The following is a 19,253-nucleotide window of genomic DNA, read 5'->3' as shown; positions in this document are numbered from 1 at the left end:
CCCGATAGGCGCAGCCGTGCCGTAGGCATAGGGCTCAGGGCAAGCCTGTGGCATCCAATCTATGCCCTCCCTTGCGCGCTGCGCTAACGTGATTTTGAATTTTGAATTGTTTTGACTCCAGGTGTATTTACCTGAAAGCTTGGTTGATTTGGCTGCTGTTGAGTTTGATTTTGCTGAAACAATTGTTGTTGCTTTGCCTTGAATGCAGCAGCAGCGTCATTCAGTTGTTGGTTTTGTTCATCTGCGTTCCAAACTGTATTTCCTTGTTGAAGGCGATGCATTAAATTAAACACACCCATATTATTCACTTCGTCACTGCGAGGAGATAATGGATCGTTATCCTGTTGTGGACTAAGATCTTGCAGGATATTTCTTGAACTATCCGCTAAGCTGGATTGAGGCAATGCTAAGGAAGCAAAGCTCATTCCTGCAACAGTAACTACAAAAAGTTGTTTAAGCGTTAAAAACGGTTTTTTCATAAAAGCCTCTAGAGGGAGATGGGGAGACCTCCTGCGGAGGAATTCAAAATTCAAAATTCAAAATTCAAAAAAAAATTATTAATTTTGAATTTTGAGATTGCTTCGCTTCACTCGCAACGCTACGCGATGCGTGAATTTGTTAGCGCAGCGTGCCGCAGGCAGCGCAGCGAGTGGGGAGATGGGGAGAGAATATAGGACTGCTATATTTTAAGCGAGAGTCCGTCGTAGTTGAGGTTGAATACTTAATAATGCTACAACGGCAAAGCCAAGCAATACCAATAAGGCACCACCAAAGGTTACATCTCCCCAAAAAGCGTGCATGACTACGCTATTTAATCCCCAATCTTTGTGAAGATATAAATAACGAATTGGTTCAATGGCATAGCTGAGGGGATTGAGGGTAGCTACAATCTGTAACCATTGAGGCATAAAAGATAATGGAGCTAAAGCAGTACTGGCAAACAACAGTGGCAAGTTACTGACGAAAATAACCGCAATCAGTTCAATATGTCCAGGTAAGGCGAAAGCCAAACCGAGGCTGATAGCAGTCACGCCTAATGCAAGCAGGAAGACAATGAGGATTATTGCTCCCAAACCCGCTACGTCTGGTACCCCAGCCCCTAAAAACGCCGCCGCTGTCACAATCACCGCAGCTTGCAGCAAACTTTGACTGATAATAAAGATTGCTGAAGCTAGGACAATCGAAAACCGCGATGCTAAAGGAGCGACGAGCAAACGATTCAAAAAGCCGAATTCTCGGTCAAACATGACTGGTAAACCAGCATTCAAGGCTCCTGCAAATGCAGTAAAAACAATGACGCCAGCGCCCAGAAATTGCCCGTAATTTGTGGTATTGCCAAATAAACCTTTTGGTGCATTCTCAAATAAAGCACCGAATAGCACCAACCACATCACTGGTTGAATAATTCCTGCAACTAATGTTGAGGGACGCCGCTGTAACTGAATAAACAAGCGACGAGTTAAAGCAAGTGTCTCTTGTACAAATTCACCAAAGACATTGGGAGTTGCGTCTACCTCATAAGCTTGAGGTGATGCGACTTGCTGCCAATTAATATCCGATTTTGGAGGGAAAACAGTACCACTCATAACAATTCAAAATTCAAAATTCAAAATTCAAAATGTTTAGACTATTGCGTTCTTTGCGCCTAAGCGCTTCGCTAATGCGGTTTTTTTTATTTACCCCTTAAAGTTACCTAGAGTACTAGCGCATATTCTGCTTCTTTTGGGCCTTTGGATCGCGACTTCCCGCTGCTGCGAGTTCCGCATCCATCAAAGTTCGTCCTGTTGCTGCAAGATAAACATCATCTAAACTCGGTCGAGATTGGGCAATACCAAAAATTGGTAATCCAGCCGAATTTAGGGTTTGTTGGATGGTAATGAGAGTATCATTTTGTGGTGTGACGACCAAGTTGAGGGAATTCCCCTGAGCGTTATTTATAATGACTTCTTGAACAAACGACAAAGATTTCAGCAAATCTTTAGCTTTGTGTGCTTCTTCGTCGGGTGAAAACTCACGGATTCGTAAGGTGATGCGATCGCCACCCACTCTATCCTTCAACTGTGAGGGTGTTCCTGTCGCAATCACAACTCCACGGTCAATAATTGCCACTTTATCAGCTAAAGCGTCAACTTCTTCCAAATAATGACTGGTAATCAGTACCGTTGTTCCAGCTTCTCGTAACTTCCGTAGGAAATCCCATACCACAAAACGGCTTTCTATATCAAGTCCTACTGTTGGTTCATCTAGAACCAAGACATCTGGTGCATGGAGTAATCCTGCTGCTAAGTCTAGGCGCTTGCGTAATCCACCGGAGTAAGTGCCAGTTTTTTTATCTGCATATTCTTGCAAACCGAGTAATTCCAACACTGTGTTAACTCGTTGTTTTGCGACTGGGCCTGGTAAGTGATAAAGTGCGGCTTGCAATTGTAGCAGTTCGCGTCCAGTCAACACTTTATCTAATGCGACTTCCTGAGCTACGTAGCCTAACCTTTTTCTTGCGGCTCTGGGATTATCCACCACAGAAATGCCAGATATCTCAATTTTACCTGCATCTGGTATCGTGAGAGTGGACAACGCTCTCAATGTCGTCGTTTTTCCTGCTCCGTTAGGACCGAGTAAACCAAAGATTTCTCCTGGTTCCACCTGAAAGGAAACATCCTTCACAGCTTCAACCGTGCCGTAACGTTTTTTTAAATTTTCAATCAAAACGGCGGGAACCATGATAGTTTATCCTAAACTATACAAATCTCAACAAAGTCTATTTTTATTGTAGACGAGTTGTGTGAGGTGCGGCGATTAAGTCCGTTTCGTGTACTCCTCAGTTGAGTCAAACACGATTACTTTCCATAACCGCATTTAATAACTTATCAGCACCAAACCGTACGACATCTGTACAAGGTCTTCCAGTTTCCGCTTCAGTTTGAGCTATCGCATCCAATGCTTGTGATTCATCTAAATCTTTTGTGTTCAAAGATATACCAACGACAGGTACAAAAGCAAATGCACCACCTGCATAAGCAACAGTTTCATAAAGTTTGACGACTTCTGATAAAGGCGGAATCGGCACACCATTAACGACTTCAGTTTGTCCTGCACGATGGACGAGTATCATCTGCGTCGGTTGCGAACCCCTAATTAAGGGTAGTGTTGCCGTGGAACCGGGATGAAGTAGTGAACCTTGTCCTTCTATATGTAGGATGTCATAGTTTTTCCCATAGCGCATGACCATTTGTTCTACAGCGCCAGCAGCAAAGTCTACTCTAACGGCATCCAATGGGATACCATCTCCTTCTAACATTAAACCAGTTTGACCTGTGGCAAGAAATTTAGAACGCCAACCTTGCAGGCGTGATGCCCAATGTAACTCTAAGCTGGTTGACATTTTACCGACTGACATATCGGTACCCACAGTCAAAATTCGCCGACATGGGAGATTACGTGCCAAACCGCTAGCAACATCTAAGTTGGGTGGTTCTTTGCGTACATCCCAAATAAATTGCCCTGGTTTGAGCAATGTTTTTAACTCTGGGATACTTGCCAATGGCGTGTGCAAACCGTTCACCAGTGACATTCCAGCAGATAAAGCGTCTTTAAGTTCATGCCAATAATCATCTGGCAAAGCACCTCCTTTGGGGGCAATGCCAATCACCAAAACCTCAGGCTGATATTCCAGCGCTGCTGCAACTGATGCCACGATTGGCACATCACGCTTGATACCCGTTAACTCTATCAAAGATTTGCCCGCACATTCGCGGTCAATTGCTGCTACAATAGGAGCTTCGCTATAGCGTAAAAGTGATAAACCCGTTTTGCCATAACGTCCGTGAATTCCTTCATGTAGTAGGACAGCTACTCGTTGATTAAGCGCCAGACGCACTATGTTGTACCCCCAACCCTGGTAAATCGTTTGGTAAAATTCTCCCCTCCTGCAGGTATGCACCTGTAAAAGGATCATCTATTAAATTTAAGTGACTATCCAAATCGAGATAATCTGCTAATGGAGCAAGTTGTGCTGCTGCTGTATTTGCTAGTACACTGTCGGAATAGCAACCGAACATCACTTGCAATTTATATGCTCGCGCTGTATGTACCATCCGCATTGCCTCGGTTAAGCCTCCCGATTTCATCAGTTTGATATTAATCCCATCCACACAGCTTGCCAATTTGGGAATGTCAGAACTGTTGAAGCAACTTTCATCAACAAAAATCGGTAGAGAAATTTGCTTCTTGAGTTGAGCTAAATTTTCTTCCTGACCTTTTAGCAGTGGCTGCTCTACATACTTTACACCGATATCAGCAAGCCAGTTACACATGAGTATTGCATCTTCCAAACTCCAACCCCCATTCGCATCAACGAATAACTCTAGCCCTGGTGCTTCTTCTTGCACTGCCATTAACATTTTTCGGTCTGCATCAATACCATCTGGACTTCCCAACTTTACCTTGAAAAGACGGACATGAGTCAATTCAAGCCAATCTCGTGCCCTTGCCTTAGCACCTTCTGGTGAATTGATCCCAATTGTGACTGAGGTTGGTACTATGATGTTACGATTTAATCCCCAAATCTGCCACAGAGGTAGCCCCACAAGTTTTCCTAACCAGTCGTGCATTGCCATATCCAGCGCTGCTACAGCAGATGAAGGCACTGAGGCTTTTGTTAATACTTGTTCAATTTCTTGTCGTTGCAATGGACTGAATGCTTGCAAACAGGGCGCGACTCGTAGCAAAGCATCTTTGATGATTTCTGTTGATTGCGGATAAGTACACACACGAAAGGGCGAAGCTTCCCCCCAGCCTTCAATATCATCGTGCAAAATTCTCACCCATACATTCGTCGTTTGTGCCGTTGTACCACGACTAATTGTCAAAGGAAAGCGCTTCTTGACGGTAAATATTTTTACTTTTATTTGCATAAATCTGCGTAATCTGACTGTAAAACCGCGTGCTTTTTCAAATAAAAGCTTAGTTCAGCTTTTTACCTATCTTCTGTCTCTGTTATACTTTTTAAATCTTTTTGTCTATTTTGATATTCACTTTATTTATATGACAAACTTACAAAAATGGAAGCTTTTAAAGTCCAAAATGGTTTTGGATAATTATTGGTGTCAAGTCAGGCAAGATGAAATAGAATTACCCAACGGTAGAATTATAGATGATTATTTCGTCAATGTTAGACCAGAAATTACTCTTATTTTACCTGTCACCAGTAGCAAAGAAATTATTTTTGTACGCCAATATAGACATGCTGTCGGTGAATTTTTGTTAGAACTCCCTGCTGGCTTGTTCAACCCAGAGCAAGAGAGTGCCGAAGCCGCAGCAATTAGAGAAATGCAAGAATAAACTGGTTATGTTGCACAAAAAGTCGCAAGAATAGCAACGCTATATGACAACCCTAGTAAAGATACAAATAAAATACATTTATTTTTAGCAGAAGATGTGATCAAATCCGGAGAACAAAAGTTAGATATAACAGAAGAAATAGAAGTAGTCTTGATTCCTATAGAATCAGTGAGGGAAAAAATTGTTCAAGGCGAAATTTCGGTAGCGGGGACAATTGCAGCTATTTGCTTAGGTTTGAATTTTCTCAAGTAAGTAAAATCTCTTGCTATTGACTTTTTTGAACTCATCCCACACCTATAGCCATCCTATTTGATTTGTGAGAACTGAAAGCTACAGAACCCCGACGTCTAAAAAAAGTCAGGGTTTTTGTTTGTCAGGTTGCTTGCGCGTGCTCACAGCGGCTCATGATTTAGGATTGCTATATCAAAACATCGCGCTACCCTACCTACAGTACGGCTAGCTGTGCTGATCAGGCGATTCCTACGGAGAGCTACGCTTAACGCCCAATACTAAGGCTCTTTGCATAAGCATTGCCTACAGCTAAAAACCTTCCCGATGTGACACCCTCTGCTCTTTTCGGTGACTCTAGCTTTGTTGCACATATTCTCAAGCTTATACTACCTTACATTGGGTCGCTGTTTTCTCTGAGGTACGAAGCATTATTATTTTTTATTGAAGATAAATTTTGCTCCACTATGTGGTAAAACTTGTTTTAGTGTGGCGGCAAACATATTCTTGCAAACAAGATTTACACTTAATTTGTCAGGGATGCACAAAAGTAAGAGGTACAAATGGCTTTGTGCATCTCCTACGAGGAGAAAAGCCTACTGGTTCATTATTGCTACCTATGCGTCGCCAAAAAAAATCTTGATTCGACTCCTGCTGTGTAAAAACTGAATCAGTGAGTCAGTCATCCAGGGTGCTAGATGTAACTTAGAGTAAGAGTTTTCTGATGAACCCACGTTTAACAAATTTACTCAATTTACCTGGTGTTGCAGTTGAATCTTACGAGTCTTTTCAAGATTCAGTATCCTTTCAATTAAAGGTTTTAGCGAAAGGTATGTGCTGCCCACATTGTCGTAACTACACAGAGGAATTACATCAAATTCGACCAATTGTAGTTAGAGATTTGCCAGTATCTGGAAAGGAAGTGTACTTAAAATTACCACGTCGCCAGTTTTATTGCAGAGTCTGCCAGCGATATGTTACTGAGCGATTACAGTTTATCGATTGGCGAAGAAAGTACACACAAAGGTATGAGGAAAATATTTACTCCCAAATCAATCACTTCAATATTGACCAAGTTAGCCAACAGCAACATCTTCGTGTTGAGCAAGTAAAGAATATTTTTAACCACATCCGTCAAAAGCGACACAAACAGCATATTGAACTTAGTAAAAAGAGGTCTTACTATGACAAATTTGGAAAAAATAAAAAAAAATTATCACCATAATGTCAATGAATAAGAGTCTTATTTTTTTCTAAGGTAGATTTTTTTTGTAAAAATATGTATGCTCATATAAGTGTGTAAAGCGTCTGTTGAAAGCATACAATTTAGAAAAGTATTTCTAGGGCACCAGGGCATCCCATTGATCTAGTGGGAGATAACTTCCTCATTTATAGTTTTTCCCCCATCATAGATTAGTTGTTTTTTTGAAACACCAACTGAGGGCTTGTTATAGTGCAGAATTCACGTGTTCATTCAGTTTCTGGGAAATTGCCTACACAGCTCGATATTGCTCAAATTCCACTCTATGAACGGAATATGTTATCTGTTGGTATGTTTCTATTTTTGACCTTTTTTAACTTACTCCATCCTAGTTCTTGGCATCAATGGATAGAAAAAATTGACGTTTTTGGAGCATTGCTAGCAAAGGTCATGACTGTATATACTGGATATTTAGGATTTCACTTACTTTGGGGAGCAAGTCAAATTTTGTCTCAAATATATACCTTGACATTTTGGTCAACTGTTGTGATATCTCTAGGTCTTGCAACGAGTGCAAGGATTGAAAAGTCAAAACTTAGCAGAGAAAAATACCTGCATAATCAAGGTAGTATCCTGTTCCTAACCGTCTAGTTGTTTCTGTTGTTTTGTACTAGCGACTGAGCATATATGCGTTACTATGCAGAATGGTTGCTTCCGGTGCTAGAGCTTGGTATCTTTTCTTGCCTATTGATTAAGAGCTTAACCAGCTATTGCGCATAGAACTTGTATATTTTTCCGTGGAAACTACAGATGAAACACACATATGCACAAAATTATGTTAAAACTTTCTAACACTTGACGGCAATTATTTGAAACAGCACCTCTTCAAGTAAAGATTTTCAGCTACAAGCTGAAAAAGCAATATACAGTGTTCAATTTTCTCCCAGTTATTTATCACTCCTTGCATGACCTTATAAGGTAGCTTGCAAGGGGTTTTTTTTAGCAGAGCTTATGTAGAGATTTTACTATTTATACTTAAACTAAGTTGCGTTTTAACATGTCTTCTGAGTTGCTAAGCGACTCAGAACTCCATTGATGCTTCGCTACCCAAAGATGGGGACAAGCTTTGTGCCTATCGCATAAAGTACAGACAAGCTTGTTCATTTTTGCGTATGTACTTACTATCTTATCCTCTACACTTTCAAATTCTAGTGATAATTTATCTTAAATTATCGTTAAAATATTAGCAAGTAGTTGAAAAGTAATATCATTTATGCGAAAGTGTCATAACAAAATCTAAAATCCACAGTCAAATTCATTGATGAAATCAGGACACAGTAGATAGTCAGACTAGTTTTGTCTATCTTTAACTGTCTAGTTATTTCCGCTGTGATTTACTAGCTTGAATGTTTTAATGATTACTTTTCAAACACTTTATAGGAGCAAAAATGATAAAATTTCGTTACATCTGCTTGACTATTGCGAGTGCCTTCATCTTCGCTCTGAGTTCCTGTAATGGTACACAAACCGCAGACAATTCAACTCCACCAGTTGTTAGTCCGAGTCCCCAAGTTACTGAAGCTGTCAGTCATAGCGGACACAGTAGCAAAAAGAAAATTAACATCAATACTGCGATTCTATCGGAGTTAGATAAGTTTGAAGCACAGCTTGGTGTGCCGGCATTATCTCACAAAATTCAGGCAAGTCGTCCATATGGTAGTCCTGAGGACTTAGTTTCTAAAAAGGTTGTTAGCCAAGAGCAATTCGACCAAATTAAGGATCAGGTGACTATTGAGGAAGTCGTTCTGACTGGGGAAGCAAAAGATGTAGACTACATGACGAAACTCGGACTCATGAAAGGACACCTTTTAGTCGCAAAAGAACTGTTGGATCAAAATCAGCCCAAACAAGCAGAACCTCATATCGGTCATCCAGTGGAAGAGATTTACGTTGATGTTGAAGAGCAATTAAATGAGCGCAAAGTTAAAGAGTTTAAGACATCTTTGATTAGTTTGCAAGATTTCGTCAAAGCTAATCCCAAAAATCCCAAGGTCAAAACTGATTTTACCTCTTCTATGCAAGCAGTGGATAGCGCTGTGACAGCTTTACCAACAGATCAGCGATCGCAACCTAGATTCGTACTACAAGTTATTAACGGGTTACTAGATGCAGCTAACTCAGAATATGGTGCTGCAATTGCAGATAATAAAATTTCCGCAGATATTGAATATCAAGATTCCCGTGGCTTTGTCAACTATGTTCGTGAATTATATAAAGGAATTTCCAGTAAAGTCGCTAAAGATCATCCCCAAGAACATAAAGCGATTGAAACGAGTCTGGCTGAACTGACAAAAGTTTGGCCTTCTGCAACTCCACCAGCTAAACCAGTCAAAACTCCAGAAGATGTTACTAAGCTAGTGAAAACCATTGAGCAAAATTCTCAAAAAATTATTGATAGTTCTAGCACTCAAGCGCAGCAATAATATCTTGAATTGTTTGTCGTGGTACTTGCCTAGGATTTTACTCTCAAGCAAGAATTTAAATTGAGTAGTCAGTGAACAAAGAGTTAAGAGTTAAGAATTGGGTGAATTGGGTGAAGCCAAATTGCCATAACTTTCATCAGCTTTCATTTCTTCCCTATGAATTAATGAATAACTCATCACTTATCGCTCATAACTGAACAAACTTTCACGTATCACGATGAGCAGCAACATGATGCAACTTGACCAAAAACAAACAATCGATTTGCTGAACTCTATCATAGAATGTGAACTATTAGGAGTAGTGCGTTATACTCGCTATTCATTAATAGTAACCGGTCCTTACCGTATTACGATTGTGGATTTTTTGAAAGAGCAGGCAAGCGAATCTCTACTTCATGCCCAAAAAGTGGGAGAAATTCTCACGGGGTTAGAAGGTCGTCCTAGTTTACGAATTTCATCCGTGGATGAAATTTGTAACCATTCAGTCAAGGATATCTTAGCAGAAAGCTTAGCTCATGAAGAAAAAGCACTGGGGCTGTATAAAAACCTGCTGGAAACTGTTAGCAATTCCAGTATTGATCTGGAAGAATTTGCTCGTAACATGATTGATGAGGAACAGATGCATAATCTTGAACTGAAAAAGATGTTAAGCGATTTCACTGAATAATTATTAGTGATTTAGGCATGAGTCATGAGTCATTTCATTTATACTCATGACTCATGACTAAGAACCGAGGACAAAGGACAAAGGACAAATAATGAACTTTAGTGCTGCCTTACCCACTTTTGTGATTACACTCCGAGAAGGAGTAGAAGCCGCTCTTGTTGTTGGTATTGTGTTAGCTTTGCTAAGAAAAGCTAAACAATCTCGTCTTAACCCCTGGGTTTATGCTGGTGTCGGCGTTGGTATCATAGTCAGCGCACTCATAGGTTTTCTTTTCACTTGGATGGTTCAAGCACTTAGTGCAATTAATCCGCAGTATTCATCAGTGGTTGAGCCAGTAATGGAAGGTGTGTTCAGCATATTAGCTATTATTATGCTGAGCTGGATGCTTATCTGGATGACTAAACAAGCCAGATTTATGAAGGCTCAAGTTGAAGGAGCAGTTACAAATGCTTTAAAACAAAACTCATCATATGCTGGTTGGGGTGTTTTCAGTTTAGTGTTTATTGCCGTTGTACGCGAAGGGTTTGAAACGGTTTTGTTCGTTGCTGCTAACTTTCAACAGGGGCTTATTCCTGCTCTTGGAGCTCTTGCTGGTATTGCACTCGCAGCGTTAATTGGCGTACTATTATTTAAATGGGGTGTTAAAATCAACATCCGCCAATTTTTCCAATTCATGGGCGTTTTATTAGTATTGATTGTAGCTGGGTTAGTGGTCACTGCTTTGCAGAAGTTTGACGAAGCTATTGCTACTCTTGCTCTGAGCAACCGCGCCTCGGAAAGTCTTTGTTTTTACTACGAACGGTTCACTAGAATCCACTCTTGTATTTTGGGTCCAATGGTTTGGAATACTTCCAACATCTTGCCTGATGAAAGGTTTCCAGGTGTGATTCTTCAAGCTTTATTTGGTTACAGGCAATATCTCTATGTTGTGCAAGCAGTGGGATATGTTGTGTTTTTAGTAACAGTTGGTGGTTTGTATTTCCGCAGCATCATGGGCGGAAGCAGTGGTAGTACCGCTTCGCAGAATTCAAAATCACGAAGTGTTGCGAGCAAAGCGACGCAATCTCAAAATTCAAAATGAATACACGCTAATTCACGCGGGAGCATGGTAGCCCCGAAATAAGTCTGTCAAGAAATTAAATGAATTGACAGACTTATGTTATTTATATCGGGGTGGAAATGCGACACGGTAAATTTATTTACCGTCAGGTGTGGTGTGGGTCGTTAATGTACTCTTGGATTCTTGCTGTGCTCACCTTACCTGTGGTGTCGTAGAAATAAGAATGTGTCCACAAGGCAGGTATCTTAAGCAGATGAGGAAATTCTTGGCGTAGATAGCGCGAACTACGTCCTTTAAAAGCTTTGACTACTGAATTAATCGGGGTGTTTGGATCATATTCCACCAAGACATGAACATGGTCTGGCGCTATCTCTAGTGCTTTGATAATCCATTCTTTTTCGTTAGCTACTTCAGTCATGATTTGACTGAGACGAGTTTTTACCTCACCCACTAACACCTTTTTTCGTCGTTTAGGTATCCAGACAAGATGAACAGTAGCCGAACCTACAGAATGATTATTGTGCCGATATTCCCTTGAAGAATTTTTCACTGTATATAGCTCCGCTCTATTGACATATATGATCATCAAAGTTATTGTAGACAGCAACAGATAAACGACAACATGGGGGACGCACTAATCTATAAAAAACGAGCAAACCTTGCCAGTTATCTGTTCTACACGAGAGATCTTTCATTGAGGCTCTCAAAAAGAGCGGGTTTTTTGATTAATGTTGAGATTGTTTGCAACAACCCCGCTCTTTTTGAGAAGGTTTGCTCGTTTTTTACAGGTTTTTTCCACGGGAGGTGATTTTAAGTGGTTCGGAGTTCAACTTTATCGTTCATTACGGAAGTACCGTTAATTGTAGATAGCAAGCAGGAATCTGAATTGCTAGCTCGTTTTCAAGCTGGTAGACAACTCTATAATGCATGTCTTAATGAAGCGATGAAGCGACTTGAATTAGTCCGCAACTCCGAACTATATCAGTTGGCTAGGCAGTCGCCTAAAACCAAGAAAAAAGAACGCAGTGACACATTCAAGAAAGCCAGAGAGCAGTACCGATATTCTGAGTATGACCTTCATAGTTTTGCAAGTTTAACTAGCAAAAATGCTAAGTGGATTGCTCAAAAAGTTGATTCAAATACTCAGCAAAAGTTAGCTACCCGTGCTTTCAAAGCCAGTGAACGGGTTATGCTTGGATTGGCTCGTGATGTTCGTTACAAAGTACCAAGTAGGTTTCGTTCAGTAGAAGGTAAGACCAATAAGCAGGGATTGAGATGGAAAGACGATTGTTTAGTTTGGGGCAGCCTTAAATTACAACCAATCATTGATCCAACCAACCCAGTTATTCGACATGGTCTTGAATCTCCCGTTAAATATGTCCGCTTGTTGTGGCGTGTCCTGAATGGTAAACGCCGCTGGTATGCTCAGCTAGTCAATGAAGGCAGTCCTTACCAAAAAGCTCAAAATTACGTTTCTGACGGGCTGGTAGGTCTAGACCTCAATGTAAGCAACATTGCATATGTTGGTGATGACTATGCTGGCTTGTTGCCATTCGCTGAAAAAGTCCCCAGCTTTCAAAAAGAGATAACCAAGCTGCAAAGACAGATGCAGCGTCGAATGCGTGCCAACAATCCTGACAACTTTGAGCCTAACTTTGAAGCAAGGAAAGGTCGAAAAACCGTTGTCAAAAAAGGGAAGGTCAAGAAAAGTAAAGCGCAATGGAAGAAATCCAGTAACTATCTCAAGGCTGCTAATAAAAAACGTGAACTAGAACGCCGGAAAGCAGCTTACGCCAAAACCCAAAACCGTCGTGTTGTTAACGAAATTTTGAGGCACGGCAAGCATATAAAAACTGAAAATGTTTCAGTGAAGGGATGGCAGAAACGTTATGGTAAAGCCATTTCTGCTAAATCCCCAGGTTTCGTACAATCCGAACTGCGAGCCAAAGCTGAAATTGCTGGTGACGCATTGGGACAAAAAAATGGGGCAAGCCCTAATAACAACACGATAAATCGTGATGCTTCCAGATCAACGCAAGAGGGCTTGCCCCATTTTTCCAGTCATTCCCCCGGTAGGTCAGTTATCAAGTTTTCTACTCAAACAACTGCGCTAAGCCAAGCTCATTTGGACGGGACGCGCATCAAAAAGTCCTTGAATCAACGAGTTCACCGGGATGTAACGGGTCTTCCAGAGCATCATCGTGATTTGTTCAGCGCGTTCTTGAGTAGACATGTCAATCAGAACAAGCTGGTATTGCAAAATGCTCAGAACGAGTATTTGGGGTTGGAACCAATCCTGTTGGAGGCATATCAGCAAAAAAAAACAACCCGCGAACTAGTAGGCAAGTCCGAAAGTACGCAGTCTGGTTCTCCGTCGGAGCGGGTTTCCAACGAGCCACTAACCACTGACCAGGCAGCCAGTAAGGGCGAGAAGTCAGATGGGGATGTGGCGTGATTCCCCGTCACGAAGCGTGCGGGGAGGGTTCAACGCAAACTTTTCACTGGTTTTGGATGGGTGCTTGGTTCCCGCCATGACGTAATAGTTCTCAAAATCAGCCAGTTGCACAAAAATCGATGTGTTCGGTGAAAGATTGAGCAAAAATGGATAATGAGTTTGTAATGAGCGCCTAAGCGCTCATTATAAGCTGAATAACTAACAACTATTTTCCCAATGACTAAAATTTGTGTCCGAGAGTTATTCATCTATCCATTTAAAGGGTTAAGCGCCCAGAAATGCGATCGCGTTGACTTGCAAGTTGGACATGGTATTAGGGGCGATCGCACTTTTGCCCTAATGTACAAAGAAGACGCACAATATCCTGACTCAACAAAAGTCCCTTGGATGAAGAAGCACAACTTCGCCATGCAAAATGACTGGGCTGGGTTAGCAGCGTTAGATTGTGCTTATGAAGACACTACTAGTACTTTAACGGTGAAGCGTCAAGGTGTGGAGTTATTGGTTGCTGATACGAATAGCACAAGTGGACGCGATCGCATTGCAACCTTCTTCACAGGATACCTCGCAGGGATTTACCCAAGTCAAGCTGCGAGACATCCAAACCGCGCACCCTTGCAAGTTGTGGGAGAATTTGGCAAAACTCGATACCCCGACCGGGAAGCCGTGCATATTTCTCTTGTCAGTCAAGCAACCCTTAACCACTTGAGTGAGATCGCAGGACGACAAGTAGATGTTCGTCGTTTCCGTCCTAATATTGTTTTAGATGGTGTACCCGCCTGGGGAGAATTTGACTGGGTGGGTAAGGAAATGCAACTTGGTACAGCACGAATTGCAATTACAGCCAGGATTAATCGCTGCTTAAATATAGAAGTCAATCCAGAGACAGGAGAAAGAGATATCTCCTTGCTGACTCTGCTGCAAAAGAATTTTCAACACACACAGACGGGTGTTTTGGCACAGGTGATCAATGGTGGTACAGTGGCAATAGGTGATACTTTTGGTAACGCTGAGTAAACAGTAGATATGCTTAACGCAGGGACTCAAAAATGACTGTGATTGCTATCAAACAAAACAGAATGAGTCCTAAACGCCAACCAGAAGCGAATACAAGCTGCAATAGCATGAGGGCGATGTGTGCTGCGTTGAAAGTCATGGAAATAAGATAGGCGATCTGCCGCTATGCTGCAGCGTTAGCTCCGGCCCCGTGGAAAAATCCTGTACAAAAGCAACAAACCTTGTCAAAAAGCGCGGGTTTTCTCGTTACTCCGCTCGATTACTTTCAAGAACCCCGCGCTTTTTGACAGCCTCGACGAGAAATCGTCGTTCTCAAACCTAATAAATAGAAGGTTTGTTGCTTTTGTCACGATAAATGCGTCCCCCTTAGGGGCTAGCTATCGCAAAACCAACTAATGCAAGTAAAAAATATTTGAGGGTGCTTGTGCGATCTGCCGAAGCGCGTAGCGTGCGCTTTGCGCTTAAGGCAAGCGTTAGCTCCGGCCCCCTAAGGGGCTAGCTATCTCTCCTTTAAAAGATTTTGCCGGTATTTAATTAGATAATGAGTAGTACACATCCTCAGTTCGAGTTACCATAACTTCGTCGTCGATGAAAAAGACCCGTCGAAAAATATCAAAACCTCGGATAATTAACCGGGACGGCGGCTTCAACGTCCTACGTATAGGTGCATCCAACTACCGTTGGCGTGATCCATATCATTTGCTACTGACTCTTTGCTGGTATAAAACTCTAGCACTTATTAGTTTTGGGTATATACTTGCTAACACCTTGTTTGCCTTAGCATATCTTGCGGGAGGCGATGGTATTGAAAATGCCCGTCCGGGTAACTTCCTTGACGCCTTTTTTTTTAGCGTCCAGACGATGGCATCTATTGGCTATGGGGCAATGTATCCCAAAACATTTTACACTAACATTTTAGTGACTATTGAATCGTTGTTAGGGCTTATGGGGTTGGCGATGGCGACTGGGTTAATGTTTGCCCGGTTTTCTCTTCCCAAAGCGCGAGTCATGTTTAGTCATGTAGCAGTTATTACTCCACATAACGATATGCCAACTTTGATGTTGCGTGTCGCTAACGAACGCCAAAACTGGATTTTAGAAGCACAAGTCAGAGTTACTTTGGTACGCAGCGAAATTAGTAAAGAAGGAGATGTGATGCGTCGATTTTATGATATGTCGCTGCTTCGCAGTCACTCACCACTTTTTGCCCTGAGTTGGACAATTATGCACCCAATAGATGAAACTAGTCCTTTGTATGGAATCTCATCAGAGGAAATGTTTGAGGATGAGATGGAAGTCTTAGTCACTTTTACTGGGCTTGATGAAACTGTATCTCAAACTATTCATGCTCGTCACTCGTATGTCGCGGAGGAAATTCTTTGGAATATGCGATTTGTTGATATTTTGTCGAAGACACATGAAGGTAGACGTAGTATTGACTACTCGCGTTTTCATGATGTTATATCGATTGGGGATTAAATCAGGGCTTACGCACGAACAACGTAATCATAGTCCGCAGCGATCGCAGTCACTACCTTGCTGTATTAGCAACTTGAGTTAAGTAAGTAGAGAAATTTGGCACAATAGTAGAAACACATAAAAGTAGTTCGAGAGTGGCACTTGGGCCGTCAGGATAACTCTAGAGTATGCCACAATAGCGAAACAGAAGCGACTATTAAATTCAGTTAGGAGTTCTCGTTGTGGAGTCCCGATATAACCCAGCAGCAATTGAGGAAAAATGGCAAAAAACATGGACTGAACAAGGTTTAGATAAAACTGTTACAGATAGCAGTAAACCAAAATACTACGCCTTGTCCATGTTCCCTTATCCTTCGGGCAGCCTGCACATGGGTCACGTCCGTAATTATACGATTACTGATGTGATTGCCCGCCTCAAACGGATGCAAGGTTATCGGGTACTACATCCTATGGGTTGGGATGCTTTTGGCTTACCAGCAGAAAACGCCGCGATTGACAGAGGAATACCGCCTGCGAAGTGGACGTATGAAAATATGGCTCAGATGCAGCAACAATTAAAGCGTCTTGGCTTTTCCATTGATTGGGATTGCGAAGTTGCCACGTGTTCGCCAGACTATTACAAGTGGACACAGTGGATTTTCTTGCAGTTTTTAAAAGCAGGATTAGCTTACCAAAAAGAAGCTGCTGTAAACTGGGATCCTATTGACCAAACTGTCGTGGCGAATGAGCAAGTTGATAGCGAAGGACGTTCTTGGCGCAGTGGTGCTAAAGTTGAACGCAAACTTTTGCGACAGTGGTTTTTAAAAATTACTGACTACGCTGAAGAATTGTTGAATGACCTCGATAAGTTACCAGGTTGGCCTGAACGCGTCAAGTTAATGCAGGCAAACTGGATTGGTAAGTCAACAGGGGCGTACTTGGAATTTCCCATTGTTGGGATGGAAGAGAAAATTGGTGTGTACACCACTCGCCCAGATACAGTTTATGGTGTTAGCTACGTTGTGTTAGCGCCAGAACATCCTTTGACAAAGCGTGTGACAACACAAGAACGGGAAACAGAAGTAGAAGCTTTTATTCAAGAGGTTTCTAATCAAAGCGAGTTGGAACGCACAGCTGAAGATAAACCCAAGCGTGGAATTCCGACTGGTGGTAAAGCAATTAACCCGTTTACTGGGGAAGAAATTCCTATCTGGATTGCTGATTACGTGTTGTACGAGTACGGTACGGGTGCAGTCATGGGTGTTCCCGCGCACGATGCACGAGATTTTAAGTTTGCTAAAGAACAGAATTTGCCCATCAAAGTGGTGATTGTGCCACCCGATAATGTAGAACTCTCGGATGCAACGTCTCTACAACAGGCATATACAGAACCAGGAATTGTGATTAATTCCAGTCAATTTGATGGAATGGCTTCTGTTGATGCTAAGCAAGCGATCGTCGCATACGCTGAACAACAAGGTTTTGGTAAAGCGCGGGTACAGTATCGCTTGCGAGATTGGTTGATTTCGCGGCAGAGGTACTGGGGCGCACCCATTCCTGTGATTCACTGCCCTAACTGTGGTACAGTACCAGTTCCTGAAGAAGATTTGCCGGTGCAGTTGCCAGAAAATGTTGAATTCTCTGGACGCGGACCTTCACCTTTGGCTAAGTTGGAAAATTGGGTAAATGTCCCTTGCCCAACTTGTGGCACTCCAGCAAAGCGGGAAACTGACACGATGGATACTTTTATTGATTCCTCGTGGTATTTCTTGCGCTTTACCGATGCTAAGAATGACAAGCAGGTTTTTGACTCCGCGAAGACAAATGACTGGATGCCAGTCGATCAATATGTAGGTGGTATTGAACACGCGATTTTGCACTTGTTGTATTCGCGGTTCTTTACTAAGGTATTGCGAGACAGAGGTTTGTTGAATTTTGATGAACCTTTCCAACGCTTGTTGACTCAAGGCATGGTACAGGGTTTAACTTATTTGAATCCCAACAAGTCTGGAAAAGATAAATGGATTCCTTCCTATCTTGTCAGCAATCCAGATGATCCTCGCGATCCGCAAACAGGTGAACCATTGCAACGCCTTTACGCCACCATGTCTAAGTCTAAGGGTAATGGTGTCGCACCAGAAGAAGTCATCAGCAAATATGGTGTAGACACTGCCCGGATGTTCATCTTGTTCAAAGCGCCCCCAGAAAAAGATTTGGAATGGGATGAAGCGGATGTGGAAGGACAATTCCGCTTCTTGAACAGGGTTTGGCGATTGGTAACTGATTTTACCACCCAGCCAAGAGAGGTTCACAATCAGCAAACTCAATTGAGTAAAGCAGAAAAAGACTTGCGGCGGGCAATTCACATTGCTATCAAAGAAGCTACGGAAGATGTAGAAGGCGAATATCAATTCAATACAGCGGTATCAGAATTGATGAAGTTGAGTAACGCTTTGGCTGAAGCTAGCTGCAAAGATTCATCAGTTTATGCAGAAGGTATTCAGACTTTAATAGTGTTGCTGGCACCTTTTGCACCTCACATTGCTGAAGAATTATGGCAGCAATTAGGTAATACTGAATCTGTTCATAAACAAGCTTGGTTGAAGTATGATGAATCTGCCTTGGTTGCTGATGAAATCACTTTAGTGATTCAAGTCAACGGCAAAAAGCGTGCAGATTTCCAAGTTCCGGCACAAGCTGATAAAGCAGAGTTGGAAAAGTATGCTCGTGAGTCAGAAATTGTTCAGCGTTTTATTGAGGGTAAGGAAATTAACAAGGTGATTGTGGTGCCGGGGAAGTTAGTAAATTTTGTCGTTGGTTAAAGGGTTTTTTGTCATTGAGGAAATGAAGAGAAGGAAGAAGGTGATATTTTTGTTGCCTTCTTTCTTGTTTGTAGTTTCTCTGGGAATATGGCAATACGGTTCAGTTAAGGATTGTTGCTAACAATTTCAAATATGTAGAGACGTTGCATGCAACGTCTCTACATTGCTATCGGTGATAACGTTTTTGGTCTTATCTGAACCGTATTGGGGAATATAGTTTCTCAGCTTACATCTCAATACCGTTCAGTTACAGCGGTTTTCAATTGAGTAGACTACAAATCTAGTAAACTTTCATAGGCAGTAAAAATACTCACTGAAAATGCCTGTCCCCTACTCAACGGATCTACGCCAACGTGTGGTTGATGCTTATAAAGCAAAAGAAGGGTCGCAACGACAATTAGCCGATCGCTTCAAAGTCAGCTTATCATTCGTTCAACGGTTAATACGTCGTTATCGAAATACAGGAAAATTGACATCCTCCCACCGCTGAATGGAGTACCATTACAGCGGGGGATTCCAAAG

Annotated in this window: 16 protein-coding genes and 1 pseudogene; 11 read left to right on the top strand and 6 right to left on the bottom strand. The window is 42.0% G+C overall.

Going from position 1 to position 19,253, the window contains the following annotated elements:
- Positions 1-83: 83 nt before the first annotated feature.
- From DP117_RS26500 to DP117_RS26480, 5 genes are all read right to left on the bottom strand, one after another.
- Positions 84-479, bottom strand: a complete 396-nt coding sequence (locus DP117_RS26500) for a hypothetical protein (protein ID WP_169221202.1) — start codon at positions 477-479, stop codon at positions 84-86.
- A 207-nt stretch (positions 480-686) separates the two neighbouring features.
- On the bottom strand, positions 687-1,586 hold the full coding sequence (locus DP117_RS26495; RefSeq protein WP_169221201.1) for an ABC transporter permease: 900 nt from the start codon (positions 1,584-1,586) through the stop codon (positions 687-689).
- A gap of 115 nt (positions 1,587-1,701) precedes the next feature.
- Positions 1,702-2,721 carry an ABC transporter ATP-binding protein gene (locus tag DP117_RS26490; protein WP_169221200.1) on the bottom strand — a complete coding sequence of 340 codons (1,020 nt, stop codon included), beginning with the start codon at positions 2,719-2,721 and terminating at the stop codon, positions 1,702-1,704.
- 106 nt (positions 2,722-2,827) lie between these two features.
- Positions 2,828-3,877, bottom strand: coding sequence for a DUF1611 domain-containing protein (locus DP117_RS26485; protein ID WP_169221199.1), 1,050 nt, complete (start codon positions 3,875-3,877; stop codon positions 2,828-2,830).
- Positions 3,861-4,913, bottom strand: a complete 1,053-nt coding sequence (locus DP117_RS26480; protein ID WP_169221198.1) for a dipeptide epimerase — start codon at positions 4,911-4,913, stop codon at positions 3,861-3,863. Before DP117_RS26480 ends, DP117_RS26485 begins: the two co-directional genes overlap by 17 nt.
- 130 nt (positions 4,914-5,043) lie before the next feature.
- On the opposite strand from DP117_RS26480, the pseudogene DP117_RS26475 reads away from it, so the two are divergent.
- The 6 genes and pseudogenes from DP117_RS26475 to DP117_RS26450 all read left to right on the top strand — a co-directional run bounded on the left by DP117_RS26475 (position 5,044) and on the right by DP117_RS26450 (position 11,000).
- Positions 5,044-5,592: pseudogene (locus DP117_RS26475) on the top strand (NUDIX hydrolase).
- A gap of 700 nt (positions 5,593-6,292) precedes the next feature.
- A complete protein-coding gene (locus tag DP117_RS26470) occupies positions 6,293-6,793 on the top strand; it encodes a transposase family protein (protein ID WP_169221197.1) in 501 nt (166 codons plus the stop codon).
- Between the two features lie 228 nt (positions 6,794-7,021).
- The gene (locus tag DP117_RS26465; protein WP_169221196.1) at positions 7,022-7,420 is read left to right on the top strand and encodes a hypothetical protein; all 399 of its coding nucleotides are present in this window, start codon (positions 7,022-7,024) and stop codon (positions 7,418-7,420) included.
- 797 nt (positions 7,421-8,217) lie between these two features.
- Complete coding sequence (locus tag DP117_RS26460; RefSeq protein ID WP_169221195.1) at positions 8,218-9,252, top strand: helix-hairpin-helix domain-containing protein; 1,035 nt, start codon at positions 8,218-8,220, stop codon at positions 9,250-9,252.
- A gap of 229 nt (positions 9,253-9,481) precedes the next feature.
- Positions 9,482-9,919, top strand: coding sequence for a ferritin-like domain-containing protein (locus tag DP117_RS26455; RefSeq protein WP_169221194.1), 438 nt, complete (start codon positions 9,482-9,484; stop codon positions 9,917-9,919).
- Between the two features lie 91 nt (positions 9,920-10,010).
- The gene (locus DP117_RS26450) at positions 10,011-11,000 is read left to right on the top strand and encodes an FTR1 family protein (RefSeq protein ID WP_169221193.1); all 990 of its coding nucleotides are present in this window, start codon (positions 10,011-10,013) and stop codon (positions 10,998-11,000) included.
- Between the two features lie 124 nt (positions 11,001-11,124).
- On the opposite strand, the gene tnpA is transcribed toward DP117_RS26450, so the two are convergent.
- Entirely contained in the window at positions 11,125-11,565 is a 441-nt protein-coding gene (gene tnpA, locus DP117_RS26445) for an IS200/IS605 family transposase (protein ID WP_169221192.1), read from the bottom strand.
- 228 nt (positions 11,566-11,793) lie between these two features.
- Here tnpA and DP117_RS26440 point away from each other — a divergent pair, with 228 nt between their 5' ends.
- The 5 genes from DP117_RS26440 to DP117_RS26420 all read left to right on the top strand — a co-directional run bounded on the left by DP117_RS26440 (position 11,794) and on the right by DP117_RS26420 (position 19,221).
- Complete coding sequence (locus DP117_RS26440) at positions 11,794-13,434, top strand: transposase (RefSeq protein WP_169221191.1); 1,641 nt, start codon at positions 11,794-11,796, stop codon at positions 13,432-13,434.
- Positions 13,435-13,650: 216 nt separating this feature from the next.
- Positions 13,651-14,451: an MOSC domain-containing protein gene (locus DP117_RS26435; protein WP_169221190.1), complete on the top strand. Its 801-nt coding sequence runs from the start codon at positions 13,651-13,653 to the stop codon at positions 14,449-14,451.
- Between the two features lie 588 nt (positions 14,452-15,039).
- Entirely contained in the window at positions 15,040-15,930 is an 891-nt protein-coding gene (locus DP117_RS26430; protein WP_169221189.1) for an ion channel, read from the top strand.
- Positions 15,931-16,151: 221 nt separating this feature from the next.
- Positions 16,152-18,731: a leucine--tRNA ligase gene (gene leuS / locus DP117_RS26425; protein WP_169221188.1), complete on the top strand. Its 2,580-nt coding sequence runs from the start codon at positions 16,152-16,154 to the stop codon at positions 18,729-18,731.
- Between the two features lie 319 nt (positions 18,732-19,050).
- Positions 19,051-19,221 carry a helix-turn-helix domain-containing protein gene (locus DP117_RS26420; protein WP_248277845.1) on the top strand — a complete coding sequence of 57 codons (171 nt, stop codon included), beginning with the start codon at positions 19,051-19,053 and terminating at the stop codon, positions 19,219-19,221.
- Positions 19,222-19,253: the final 32 nt, after the last annotated feature.

This window comes from Brasilonema sp. UFV-L1, assembly GCF_012912105.1.
In the GTDB taxonomy this organism is placed as follows: Bacteria; Cyanobacteriota; Cyanobacteriia; order Cyanobacteriales; family Nostocaceae; genus Brasilonema.
Note: the sequence above shows the minus strand (reverse complement) of the source record. Positions and strands in the feature narration are given on the sequence as shown.